Here is a 13,595-nt window from a genome sequence, read left to right as displayed (position 1 = left end):
GCCAGAACCCTATATCTATTGATTGCGTTCACGCCCTGCGAGCAGATCAACAAATGCCCGTATTTCGTCGGACCTTGTTTGCGGATCGGTATTTGCAAAATTGTCCTTAAGCATAAGTCCTGCGAAGTATGACCAAACAATTTCACTCAATGTCTTGGGCGAAACAAAAGTCGATACATTCTGAAGGTTTGGTTCGATCAAAGACTGGTAAGCTTTTACCTGCTCTGCGATCAGCGACACCACTGAACCGGGCAATTCGGCAAGATCACGAACAGAGTTCACGAAGAAGCATCCACGTGCATCTTCCGAAAACCACTGAGCAACGTTCAAAAAGCGCTCGACATTGCTAAGGCCCAACGGCTTTGAAAGCAGGATTTCGCGCGCAGGCCCAGAACTTACGTATCGTTTAAGCGCCTCTTTGAACAATTCTTCCTTGCTTGAGAATTCTGCGTAAAGGCTGGACCGGTTTAATCCTGTGGCCTGTTCAAGTTGGCTGAGACTTGCGCCCGCAAGGCCGTACATCCAAAAAACCGGAATAGCTTTATCTAACACGTTGGTACGATTGAACTGCTTTGGACGTGCCACAATAATGTCCTCACTGCTTTTTTTCGCGCCTGATACGGAAGCGTATACTCAGCGAAAACATCTCGAAAAACAACCTTTAAAAAACTGATCAGTTCAAAATGATCTTGACAAAAAAGGTTCCGATGCATTTATTTTGAACCGAACAGTTCAAAATAAATGCCGCCTCCTAGCCACGGACAAACAGATGGACAGGCTCGTCACAAAATATCGCATATGGATCACGGCAGCTGTGGTCGCACACACGCTTTGGACCAGTGCAGCACCGGCAATGGTCTATCCGATCTACATTGATCAATGGAATCTGAGTTATACGCAGACGATGCTGGTTTTCGGGACCTACCCGATTGTCGTCGGTGTTTTGCTGTTACTGAGTAATTTCGCACTGCAACGCTTCTCAAGAGAACAGCTCGTCAGCATTGGCTTAGGTGCATCGACCCTTGGTGTTTTCCTGTTTACGATTGGAGACAGCCTTGCCTGGCTACTCGTTGGTCGTGTTTTCATGGGTGTCGGCGTTGGTTTGTCTGCAGGTTACTCTGCGGCCGAACTGATCGAGTTGTCCCCCAACAAACAACGCGCTGGCACAATCACGATCGCAGCACAATCAGTCGGGTTTTCTGCATCCTTTATTGCTGGTGGCGCCTTTGTGGAGTTCACCGCTCAGCCCGCGCATTACCCATTTGTTTTCTTGTTCATCGTCCTGCTTGCCGTTTTTGCCTTGTATATCCTCACGACGAACAGCCCCCCTCAATACCCTCAAGCAAAATCAGGCCAGGATGAGTCGAACATAAGCAAGCCATTGCTCGCATTGCTGATCCTTACTGTAACAACGGCTTATATGCACGGCGTGACCTACACAGCACTTGGTGCCACTGTCGCCAAACAGTTGCTTGCGTCAACCAACAGCTTACTGAACGGTTTCGTTCTTGGCTTCTTTGCCATTTCCATTGGTGCGGGTGCATTTTTCGCAAGAAAATCTGACGGCTTTCCCGCCATCCGAATTGGCGCAGTTTTTTCGATTTTCGGAATGTCTCTTCTTGTGGCTGCGGCAAATCAGCAAAGCATTTTTCTTTATAGCGCCTCCAGTTTTTCATCTGGAATTGGCTATGCGCTAAAATTTTCCGGATCAATATCTATAATAAACCTTAAATCAACAGAAAAAAATAATTCAAAGACAATCAACAAAATTCTTGTTTTTGCCTATTTATTCACCGGATTTGCATCAATTGCGGTCGGAAAAATATCCGAATACTTCGATGTCTCCTCTGCAATCTACTTCATCACGTTATCTGTATCGATAATGTCACTCTTAGTTATTTACATATCATTCAAACGTTCAATTTCCTCAACTACAAACAATCCACACGGAGACTAAAATGACTCTAAAGGTGTATCCCATTACGATCGGCGAACTGACGATGGATGCCAGCGGACTGGTACTTTTCCGCAACCCGGGCACCAAAGTAACCATTCCGTTCCTGGGATTTCTGATCCTGGGTGGAGAAGCCCCCGTCCTCGTCGACACAGGCCCTCGCAACATGGAGCAGTTTCAACCATTTAACATGCATGGAATCCTCGAGGACTCCATGACGATCGACTATCACCTAAGCCAGCACGGACTAAAGCGTTCCGACATCAAATATATTGTTCATACCCATGCGCATATTGATCACGTTGGCGGTGATGACCTGTTTCCCATGACAACGACGGTAGCACTAGCACGACGCGAACTTGAATTTGCTGCGTCCGGCCTTATGGGCCCGGCTATGTACGCGGCGGCGGATACGAAGCATCTAATTGACCGGCTTTATACCCCCGGCGCCATCCGCTTGTTTGACGTGGACGGAAGCTTCGAAGAAGAAGTTATTCCCGGCGTAGCTGTGCGTCTTTCCGGGGGGCATACACCTGGATCAATTTCGGTTCTCGTCGAGACCGAGGAAGGTATGGTCAATATTGCGGGCGACATTGCCTATAATCTTCAGGACCAACTTATCTCGCCGCTACTTGATCAGGCTCTGCTTGAACCAACCATCACCGGGAACAGGGCCATGACAACGCTGCAGGAAAAAACCGCGATTAAAAAAGCGCTTTCAGACAGCAAATTCCTCTTGGTTGGCCATGATGTTCCCGCTCTCATCCAAGGCGGCAAGGTAATCGGTCTCTATCCTACTGCGATCGACAACCGCCATGCCGACGTTACCAAGGCTGAAAACTACACACTCTTGGACCAGTAGAAACGCCCAAATCAAGGGCCGGTCACACAATCAATTTGATCGGCCCTTATCTGAACATAATCTACCATCTCGATAAATTTTTTAAATCTCTAAAAGAATTCAAATTGAGTCATATCCCCGGAATTATGACAAAATAGTTGAGCTATTTTAATTGTTACAACCTAACTATCTCGGGCGCCGAACCTCTCTGAAAGCGGCTTCGAACTGTAACGCTGCGCTACGTCGGTCACCTAGGTCAACAAGCAAATCGAGAACGCGCAGTAGCTTTTGCGCAACCTCATACTCAAGCGGCGAATACTTGTCTGAGAAAAATTTTATAAGACGAGAAATTCGTGCAGGAATCATTGTTCCATGCCAGCGAAGCAAGTTTCCAGATTTCTTATCTACGATAGCGAGTACCTGATCCGCGAACACCTCAGGCGAATAATGTTCTTTGGCACGCTCACAAAGATCTAGAAACAGGTAAAGCACATCTTCTGACCAGCCCACCTCACGTGCATATCGATCAATGAGAGGCATAATCTTCTCTAAATCTTGCCAGTCGCCATTTGCAAATCGTGCAGCACCGCTCGCATCCGTCACCTTGACAAACATAAGGCATCTAGCCAAAGCTGGTTCCTCAAATCCTGATATCTGTCCTGAACGAGGCCTTGTTTGATCAAAGGTTTTCGATTGCAAGAATCTATCCAGCACAGCACCAAGAACAGCTAAAGAGTTCTCTGCAACTTTTGCAGCGTCAAGCACATGCACGCAGGTGTAGAACTGAGTAAATGGCGTTAGAAATCGCCAACAACTCTTATCGTCAAGCCTAGACACTGGATCTAGATAAATCTCCGCAATCTCGTCGAAGGTTAGATAGCCTGCTACGCGACCAAAGATTTCCCCAACTGCACTGGTCAGCTCAAAAACTCCAACTGCCCGATTTCCCCCATCTCTAGATGTTGCCCAGGTAGGACAAACCTTCTCAATATTCCATTTTATTAGCCGAGATAAAAACTTCAAAAACTCTGTTCTCGCTGAAGATGACAACAGCTTCTCTACAGGGATACGGGGCAAAACTTTCGATGCGAAATCAGCACGCCAGATCGGTTCGGGTTCAACCCATATTGTGTCAGTTTCCATGTCAACAGCATCATCATGATCTGCTCTTACAAACCGAAACTGTCGCATCTCGGAAACGCTTACTTTGCGCCAAGCCAGCTCTGGCACAAGAAGCTCACAGAATCCGGGGGCGAGTTCAGTGTAGAACCGTAAGGCTTCCTCAAGCATTTCATCCAAATGACTTTCGTCGTGGATGGGATCAAACGGCCCTCTGCAATCATCTGCGTCTCGCGGCCCTTGGCAAAGCATCATTGCGAGATGCAATGATGCCCATGCAAGACGAGGATCGGCATCCCATAACTTGAAGGTCTCTTCAAGCGCACGCGAAGAAACTTCTTCCAAAGGGTGTGTGATGATTTTCAATAAGCTGCGAATGATTTTTTGATATGCTGAGAGATCTCTTCGCAGGGCAGCAGAAAATCCAATAGCAGCGTAGATCTGGTGGTGGTAACTCACGATTGATTTTGGAGTCCAAAACTCGGATCTGTTTTCTGGAGCCTCTGTTGCCTTGATCAGAACACCAATTGCCCAGTCAATATCGTCTTCAATAATTTCGCTGACGCTTTCAAATACAATCAATACTGCCGCAACAGCAGATACGGCATTACGTGTTTGCCGAGATCTGTCAGTATCAAATGCTTCAAATAGTTCAGCATCATCCAATCTTCGAGCCCGCGAAATAACGTCGGAGATTAATATACGCTCATCCAAAACGCCGGCCTTAATTGATTGGTCTGCCCAAACTAGAAGACTGGTTGTTTCCAGATAGATTTGACTTTGTTGCGCCTCACTGGATGTCGATCTCTCAACTTGAGACGGACTAGTGTGCTGTACCGCTATACGGTTGGGAACATCTGTTCTATACAACGCATAGTTTTTGTTTTCGACCAGTTCCGCGTATTCATCCGCTTGGGTTGCAAGATACGCTTTCTCAGAGTGATCGCTACGATGCTCCTCGTACCGGAAAGGCAGTTTATCGGGAAACGCAAGCACAGCTGCGCGCACACGCTCTGAAAGGTTGCCACTGCTGAACACGAAAAAGCGTTGTAGCAATTGACTTAGCTCTTTTTGTCGAACGCTTCTCTCAGCTCCTTTCTTGATCTCCTCAATGTGTACCTGGTCTTTTCGACCATCGAAGCCGATCAGAGCTTCCGAACCGCGTGTTATATCTCTGCGCCAACGATCATTGTCACAACTCAACACACGTTGAGATGTGACCAAAGGAAAGGTGACCTCCGAAACATGGTTTCCATACAAGGCAATTGTTGCAGCAATTCCAACAACTGAAATGCTCTCATTCCCTTGCACCACCTCACGAATCAGTTCATCGACTTCACGGCCCTTTTCAACTTCCCTAATACTCCATTCTTCCAACGCCTGTAGGCCGCAAGCGACGGGATCGGGTGCCCACTCTCCCCTCGACCATAGATAGTGTCTGTCACTCCCCCAAAAAGCTTGAGTGCCCCATGGGAAGTCTAGCTCCAAAGCGAGTGGAGTACCTTTTCTTTCATGATCGTATTTGTGGAGTTGCTTCCAGGCTGCAACAGAATGATTACAAAGTTCGCGAACCAACCTGATCGCATTTTCTGGCGAATGCTCGAATAGAGAGTGAAACGGTTCCCGTACAGGGGATGGTGGGGAGAATTCTCCTGACCAACTTTTAATGCAAAGCCGATCCCAGTCATGGTGGCTAAAGCTGTGAGCAGGAAAGATGCTAGGAGGAACATCTATAGCGTGCTGTTCTGCCCGGGTCCTCTCTTCACGGGCCTTTTCGCGAGCTTTCTCCCTAAACTGACGTGCCTTTTCTCCCTCAGAACGATGCCTTCTGACCAAATCGTCGGGAAGCTCATCCATCAAGTATTTCTTGGTTACTTCTACAAGCTCTTCAGGCAGTTTTTGAGCCAACAGCACTGAAAACGGGAGCAGCTCTTTGTATTTTTTTTCTAGTCGCACTCCCGGACCCAGCAACCCGTTTAAGTATCGTCTTGCAAATTGGCTGTCGGCCCAAGCTGAACTTAGGAGCAAACTTGCCAGCCGCTCCCGGAACCTTTCAAGCCCAGAGACTTCGGACCAACGACTGTCGGCATTCCTGTTTCGACAATCATCAAGCTCAGAATCAATTTCCTCAATCCAAGACGAGACTAGACTCATTAATTTGGGGGAAATGCCATTAGGAATTGCAGCAAGAGCATTCTGCCAGACCTCAAAGACAGAAAGCAATTCCGAGTATAGCCTTACTGGAATGTCCTCAATACGCTTCAATAGGAAAGTTATAAAATTGCGCCATACTAGGAAATCTGAGGGTATCCCTAGCATATAGGCATAGAGCTGCTTCTGCTCGGCAGATGTATCGCTAGCTAGGATAGCTGCATTTGGCGCTGTTTTCTCAGCCTGGAACCACACGAGAGCTTTGTGTAAAAAATGCCCCTCACCGTCAAAAAGTATTTTGGCGTAATCAGATTCAATAGTCACAAAATCTGGAGTAAATACTGGCCCCAGCAACCAAGAGCGAAGCCATTGAGATCTAGCCGAAGAATCCTGTAGTCGCATTAGATGCCACGTCCAGCGATTACTGTTCTTGTATTCCCATTGAGACGTTAGCTCAACAACACGAGCCAGTGCAGGTGGCTCGCCTGACGCAATAACAGCATCTAACCAATCATCGTCACGGCTTGCCAATAATTGAAAGTATGCCCACTCAAAAAAGATATCGTGTGCAAAGCGAACAGTGTGTCCCAGACGTATAACCTGCAGGATTCCATCTTCAACAAGCTGATGGACACATTCGTTTGAAGAATCTGACAAGCGAAATAAAGAAATTGGTTTACTCAGGTTTTCAGCCGCGATTGCCCCTAGTTCAACAATCGCTCGTTGCCTCTTTGCAACCTGTTTCGCTGATGAATTATAGCCACCTCTCTCCCACCAATTTTCTATTAGATCCAGCTCTGACAACGGAGAGAAATCTTCGTTATTTTTTGAATAAGCAGCACTCTGGAAAAGTATTTTAGTAAAGAACGGGCGCCGCGCTATGTCTTGAAAATGCTTGGATCCGGCAAACAGTACTCTGAGGTGATCATGCTTTTTGACCAACACCTCCAATTCTTTGTCAGTGAATTCCTTGACCGTCAGCGTCTCAAAGTTTGGAGAGCTAGTAACTTTTTCGATCCAGTTCTGCACCCTTCCCACACCGCCATCGCGGAACGACATGACAATCTTCCAATTGTCCAAAAGTGGTGATTGAAAAATGGCGTTGAATATATCGAGAACAATTCCTTCGTTTTCCGTTGTAACGCGATCTGCAGCATCTAGATAAAATATTGGTGTCCCAACAGCGCCTAAATCAACCAATAGATCTGTTAAACCAGCGTTGGAGATACCATGCGCCGTGGCAAAGTGACGCCAGTTTGAACACTCTAGGTGATCGCCCCTCAGGAATAAGACTGGCCCGTTTGTAAGAGCATCTTGAACACTTTGACGAAGTAATACTGACTTGCCAGTTCCTGGCAGCCCTCGCACTTGTATTATTCGGGCAGCCCCGTCGAGCTTTTCAGCCAAAGCATTAGACAATTCCACTCTGGGCAGATTCACAGCACCGACATCATTTTGAATCCCCAGCGCAAATCCACTCGCAATCTCACCCAGTATTCTCAAGTCAGCTTGAAAGCTTGCTCGGCCGCGCAGCCTCACTATCGGGGAGAGCTCTCTGATAATTCCCGAACGGTCAAATTCGCCCGCCACACCTGCAGAGAGGCGAGCAAGGCTATTTAGCTTTGCCCAAACCAATGAACACTTACCAGATTCACTGTCTGCAATAGCCGACCTGATGTTAGCTAGGGCCAATGCAGGCGTGACAGCTCCCTCATGAAGAAAATCAAATGACACAAGAACGAAGTGAGCAAGAAATCGCCTCAGCTCTTCGTTTGAAACATCTCTTTCTGCACTATCAGAAAGTACTGCATGGATGTCCTCTTTAACTTTTTGAACGTCCTTGCTAGCGTTCCCATTCTCAGAAAAGCGTTGCTCAAAATGCTCAAGAGTGCTGCTTGCTCGGGCATATTCGCACAAGCGCAAAACATCTCTTTTCTTTGCTGGCGACATATCACCAAAGCCAGCCCCGAAGCGATCTATACCTTCACGAAAGCCATCATCATTTAGTGATGCCCACGAATCACGGACAATGTCTCTGAAGTCGCGATTACTCGCAGTTTTATTTACTTTTAGTTCTCTTTTGATTTGAAGGCTAAGGCGCGCTTTTTCACCGACGTTATCAATGAAATCGACAATTACATCGTCAAGCGGATGACCAAAATCTCTTTGCTGAAACGCAACTTTGCAAACCGTAGCGTTCTCAATCCCAGGCGCTTCCGCCTCTGCCAAAAGGGCAGAAAGGTATAACGAAGCGACCTGCCCCTCAAAATTGAAACCATCACCACCTGCCAGTTCAGGAGATTGAACCAAATCCTCACCTTTTTGATAGCTTACATTTGGGCTTGCTTGCCTATTAGGCGTTCACAAGATCATTAACTACTATATGGCGAGAAACAGATAAGAGAAACACTTGAGAAATCAGATTTGATCATCGCAGAACATAAAGCATCTCTCTGCAGATCATTCAGAGGTTCCTGTTTAACTGGAACAGCTCAATTAATTATCTTCGGCGAATAAACCAGTGTCAGGTGCCACAAAAGCTGACATTCGACTTTCCGCGAAATCAATGTCTTAGCATTTCCGATTGCCAGATAAGTTGTCATCGATTGTCACAAAAGATGACAAAAACCTGCAGAATTGACAGAAAAGCTGACATTTTTCTCAAAGTACCTTTGCCAAGGAAATTGTTTGCGGACTTATTGCTCCAGATACGTTTGCTGGTTGGGTCTTGAACCTGTCCTCATTCATACTCTGCTCGCTGGTTGTTCGTCCCGCAATGAAACGAGTTCATTATTTGTCACGATTGGTTCAGAAACGACTTGAACCAATCTCAACATCTATAGGTCCTCTGCAATCGATTGACAGGCGAGCTTCTTCCCGCTTGACCAGTATCAAGGATCCAGAATCCACAATGAAATATGAGAAGCATTATGGAAAAAATGCTTCGCACATTTCTGGTATTTCTGATCGCACTTTCCCTGACCGGAACCGGTGTTGCTCAAGCGTTTTCCCACGTGACGAAGCACGCCACACCTACTGACCTTGTTCAAATCACGATCTGCTCCGCAGACCAAAATCCCGTGACAATATTGATCGACCGGAACGGCAACAAGGTTCCCGCTCCTGTCGAATGCGATTGCCCAAATTGTATGAATTGTCTGAACGGATCTGCGCTCGAACTTCCCAACAACACTGATGCATTCGGGCATCCCCGCGCTGTCATCCGGGCGACGGTGCCCCTGTCATTTGACCACGCAGACACAGCCCCGACTGCGCCTGCAAGCGCACGCGCGCCTCCCTACAAGGTTTGAATTCATGAACACCCCATGTGTCCCGCTTCATCCTCAGACCAGACACCACGCCCCGCGCGCGATGACGCCCCTGCATTGGCTTCTGGTTGTTGCTGTTGTTTGCCTTCTTTCTGTTGTGCTGTGTGCATCCCCGGCAACTGCGCAAACCAAACCTGTTCTGGCACAGTTTCTTGATAAGGTTCCCGCGGCATCCCTGGTCAAGGGTGCTGATGGTTATGGCCCGATTCAAAAAGACACGCCGGTAGCACCGGTTCTCAAGAACGGCGACCAAATCGGCTGGGCCTTTATTACCTCTGATTTTGTTGGCACCACCGGCTATTCCGGCAAACCAATCCATGTGATGGTTGCTGTTGACTCAAAGGCCCGGATCATCGGTGTCAAACTAGTAAAGCATTCCGAACCGATTGTTCTTATTGGCATTCCAGAAGAGCGGATCGCGTCACTCACCGAGGGATATGTCGGCTTTGACCTGGTTGCCGCAACAAAAGATGCAGACCATGAGCTGAATATTATTTCCGGTGCAACGGTCACCATTATGGTCATTGATGACTCGATCCTGCGTTCGGGCATCAAGGTTGCACGCATGCTCAAACTGGGTGGATTGAGTGCACCCGAACCGTCGAACACGCAACAACTTAAAATCAACACAGATGCAACCGCCCCGGAAGACTGGTTCACACTGGTTGGTGACGGGACTGTTCGTCGCATGTCACTTGATGTCGGTCAGGTCAATGACGCCTTTGCCGCGATGGACGATCCAAGAGCACTTGAGCGTCCGATCGAAGCCCCTGCTGAAGAAACCTTCATCGACATGTATGTCTCGCTCGTCAGTATCCCAGCCATCGGCAGGGCGGCACTTGGCGAGCGCGGCTACAACAACCTGAAGGCATGGCTCAAAGACGGAGAAGAAGCCATTCTTGTCACCGCGCGCGGACAGTATTCCTTCAAGGGGTCGGGATATGTGCGCGGCGGCTTATTTGACCGCATCCAGCTTATCCAGGGCGATATGTCGGTACGTTTCCGGGATCGCAACCATCGCCGTGTTGGAGACATCATGGCCGATGGCGCACCGGAATTCAAAGAGATGGATCTGTTCAAGATCCCGGCAAGCAGCAACTTTGACCCGACCCAGCCCTGGCGTCTGGAACTTCTTGTCCATCGCGATGTCGGTGCGATTGAACGTCTCTACACCACCTTTGACATCGGCTGGCAGCCGCCAGCCAACTACCTGACCAAAGTAGTTCCGCCAACGCCGGAGGCAGATAACGCAACCAAGGCTAGTTTCGCCACGGACGAGCAAGCAGCCAAAACAGCCCTTTGGCAACGGATTTGGCGTGACAAAACGGTCGAAATTGTTGTGCTCAGCATCATGTTGCTTGTTCTGACCGCAGCGTTCTTCTTCCAGGGCTTCCTGACACGTTCTGCCAGATTCACCTTCTGGTTCCGAATTTCGTTCCTGACGGTCACGCTGGTGTTCCTTGGCTGGTACGCTAATGCACAGCTTTCCGTCGTCAACCTCATGGCGCTGACCAACTCGCTTGTGACCGGCTTTACCTGGGAAGCATTCCTGCTTGATCCACTGACCTTTATCTTGTGGTTCTCAGTCGCTGCGGCATTGATCTTCTGGGGACGTGGTGCCTATTGCGGCTGGCTGTGCCCGTTCGGTGCTCTTCAGGAACTGACCAACCGGATCGCCAAATTTTTCCACGTCCCGCAGTGGACGCTTCCCTGGGGATTGCATGAACGGTTGTGGGCGGTGAAATACATCATCTTCCTTGGCCTCTTCGGTACCATGCTGGCCTCCATTGATCAGGCGGAAAAACTGGCCGAGGTAGAACCTTTCAAGACTGCCATCATCCTCAAATTTGATCGAGCATGGCCGTTTGTTCTTTATGCCCTTGTCCTTCTTGGCGCCGGGCTTTTCGTCGAACGGTTCTATTGCCGGTATCTGTGCCCTTTGGGGGCGGCCCTCGCTATTCCAGCGCGTATGCGCATGTTTGACTGGCTCAAACGCTACAAGGAATGCGGCAGTCCCTGCCAGAACTGCGCACATGAATGCATGGTTCAAGCCATTCACCCCACAGGAGAAATCAACCCCAACGAGTGCCACAACTGCCTTCACTGTCAGGTGCTGTATCAAAGCGAAAAAATCTGTCCGGTCGTGATCAAGAAACTCAAGCGGCAGGAAAGCCTCTTGGCGAGCACGGAAGGTGCGCAAAAAGCACTGAACCGGACCCGGACGACCAAGCAAAATCTCAAGGAGAAGTCATGATGTCTGACAAAATATCCAAACCCGGAATCACCCGACGTGATCTATTCGGCGTTGCTGCCGGTGGTGCTGCCTTTGCCGGTGCGGCAGGTGCCGCGCGCATCGCAGCAGTCGGTGGCGCAACCGGCGCTGCAACAGCCCTTTCGCTTGGCAGTGCGCAAGCGTCAACCGGAACTGAGGCAAGCCTCGCCCCCGGTCAGCTTGATGAATATTACGGTTTCTGGTCATCAGGTCAGACGGGCGAAATGCGCATTCTGGGTATCCCGTCCATGCGCGAGCTGATGCGTGTCCCTGTTTTCAACCGCTGTTCGGCAACCGGTTGGGGACAAACCAATGAAAGCCTGAATGTTCTTACCGAAAACATGCTGCCCAAAACCAAGGAGTTTCTCGCTGCCAACGGCAAGAAGATCCATGATAACGGCGACTTGCACCACGTTCATATGTCCTTCACCGACGGCAAATATGACGGCCGTTTCCTGTTCATGAATGACAAGGCGAATACGCGCGTCGCCCGCGTCCGTTGTGATGTTATGAAGGCGGACAAGATCCTTGAAATCCCGAACGCCAAGGCCATTCACGGCCTGCGTCCACAAAAATGGCCGCGGACCAACTACGTCTTTGCCAATGGCGAAGACGAAACCCCAATGGTCAATGACGGCAAGGTGCTCGATGATCCGTCGCAATACGTAAACTTCTACACTGCAATCGACGCAGATGAGATGCAGGTCGCCTGGCAGGTCATGGTATCGGGTAACCTAGATAACACTGATGCCGACTATGAAGGAAAATACGCCTTCTCGACCAGCTACAACTCGGAAATGGGGATGAACCTTGCGGAAATGACCGCATCCGAGCTTGATCACGTTGTTGTCTTTAACATCAAGGAAATCGAAAAAGGCATCGCTGCGGGTGATTACATCGAGCTCAATGGCGTCAAGGTCATCGACGGTCGGAAAGGCAAGAACAAGAACTACACCCGTTACATCCCAATCCCCAACAGCCCACATGGCTGCAACATGGCACCGGACAAGAAACACCTTTGCATCGCTGGCAAACTGTCGCCGACTGTATCGGTGATTGATGTCACCAAGCTGGATGACGTGTTCTATAACGGCGCAGAACCGCGTTCAGCCGTTGTTGCCGAACCGGAACTTGGGCTTGGTCCGCTACATACCGCGTTTGACGGCAAGGGCAACGCCCTGACCACCCTGTTCCTCGACAGTCAGGTGGTCAAATGGAACATCGAGAAAGCCGTGCGCGCCTATGCTGGTGAAAATGTCGATCCGATCATCAAAAAGGTCGATGTCCACTATCAACCGGGGCACAACTCCACCTCGATGGGGGAAACACTGGAAGCCGACGGGAAATGGTTCATTTCAATGAACAAATTCTCCAAGGACCGCTTCCTCAATGTCGGCCCGCTCAAGCCCGAGAATGAACAACTGTTTTCGATGCAGGGCGACGACCTTGTCCTGATGCATGATGGTCCGACATTTGCCGAGCCTCATGACTCAATCATTGTTCACCGTTCCGTGGTCAATCCGTTGAGTGTCTGGAACCGTCAGGACCCGATGTGGGCCAAAACCCGCGAACAGGCAGAGGCCGATGGCGTCGACATTGACGACTGGGCTGAAACCGTTGTCCGGGATGGCAACAAAGTCCGTGTCTATATGAGTTCTTCCGCCCCAACCTTTAGTCTTGAATCCTTCAAGGTCAAGGAAGGGGATGAAGTCACCGTCATCATCACCAACATGGACGACATCGATGACCTGACCCACGGCTTCACCATGGGTGATCATGGTGTGGCATTCGAAGTAGGCCCGCAGGCAACCGCGTCGGCAACCTTTGTCGCCTCCAAACCCGGTGTCTACTGGTACTACTGCCAGTGGTTCTGCCATGCCCTGCACATGGAAATGCGCGGCCGTATGTTCGTTGAACCACGGAGCTAAC

6 protein-coding genes are annotated in these 13,595 nt (G+C 49.3%); 4 read left to right on the top strand and 2 right to left on the bottom strand.

What is annotated here, in order from left to right:
* Positions 1–15: 15 nt before the first annotated feature.
* The gene (locus M9H61_RS18255) at positions 16–585 is read right to left on the bottom strand and encodes a TetR/AcrR family transcriptional regulator (RefSeq protein ID WP_250282132.1); all 570 of its coding nucleotides are present in this window, start codon (positions 583–585) and stop codon (positions 16–18) included.
* Between the two features lie 184 nt (positions 586–769).
* Between M9H61_RS18255 and M9H61_RS18250 the strand changes: the two genes are divergently transcribed.
* Positions 770–1,957, top strand: coding sequence for an MFS transporter (locus M9H61_RS18250; RefSeq protein ID WP_250282130.1), 1,188 nt, complete (start codon positions 770–772; stop codon positions 1,955–1,957).
* Position 1,958: 1 nt separating this feature from the next.
* Positions 1,959–2,816 carry an N-acyl homoserine lactonase family protein gene (locus M9H61_RS18245; protein WP_068518834.1) on the top strand — a complete coding sequence of 286 codons (858 nt, stop codon included), beginning with the start codon at positions 1,959–1,961 and terminating at the stop codon, positions 2,814–2,816.
* 165 nt (positions 2,817–2,981) lie between these two features.
* Here the strand turns inward: M9H61_RS18245 and M9H61_RS18240 are convergent, their stop codons facing one another.
* The gene (locus M9H61_RS18240) at positions 2,982–8,375 is read right to left on the bottom strand and encodes an ATP-binding protein (RefSeq protein ID WP_250282128.1); all 5,394 of its coding nucleotides are present in this window, start codon (positions 8,373–8,375) and stop codon (positions 2,982–2,984) included.
* A gap of 1,005 nt (positions 8,376–9,380) precedes the next feature.
* Here M9H61_RS18240 and M9H61_RS18235 point away from each other — a divergent pair.
* Together M9H61_RS18235 and nosZ are read left to right on the top strand one after the other, a co-directional pair.
* The gene (locus M9H61_RS18235) at positions 9,381–11,648 is read left to right on the top strand and encodes a NosR/NirI family protein (RefSeq protein WP_212733753.1); all 2,268 of its coding nucleotides are present in this window, start codon (positions 9,381–9,383) and stop codon (positions 11,646–11,648) included.
* Positions 11,648–13,594, top strand: coding sequence for a TAT-dependent nitrous-oxide reductase (gene nosZ / locus M9H61_RS18230; protein WP_250282125.1), 1,947 nt, complete (start codon positions 11,648–11,650; stop codon positions 13,592–13,594). Before M9H61_RS18235 ends, nosZ begins: the two co-directional genes overlap by 1 nt.
* Position 13,595: the final 1 nt, after the last annotated feature.

The sequence above is a fragment of the Thalassospira sp. GO-4 genome (assembly GCF_023588965.1).
Lineage (GTDB): Bacteria > Pseudomonadota > Alphaproteobacteria > Rhodospirillales > Thalassospiraceae > Thalassospira > Thalassospira povalilytica.
The sequence above is the reverse complement of the archived record's forward strand: the minus strand, read 5'-3'. Positions and strand labels throughout refer to the sequence as shown.

Coding starts and splice junctions, on each gene's coding strand:
- M9H61_RS18250 (WP_250282130.1), top strand. CDS start 770: ATGGACAGGCTCGTCACAAAATATCGCATATGGATCACGGCAGCTGTG.
- M9H61_RS18245 (WP_068518834.1), top strand. CDS start 1,959: ATGACTCTAAAGGTGTATCCCATTACGATCGGCGAACTGACGATGGAT.
- nosZ (WP_250282125.1), top strand. CDS start 11,648: ATGTCTGACAAAATATCCAAACCCGGAATCACCCGACGTGATCTATTC.
- M9H61_RS18235 (WP_212733753.1), top strand. CDS start 9,381: ATGAACACCCCATGTGTCCCGCTTCATCCTCAGACCAGACACCACGCC.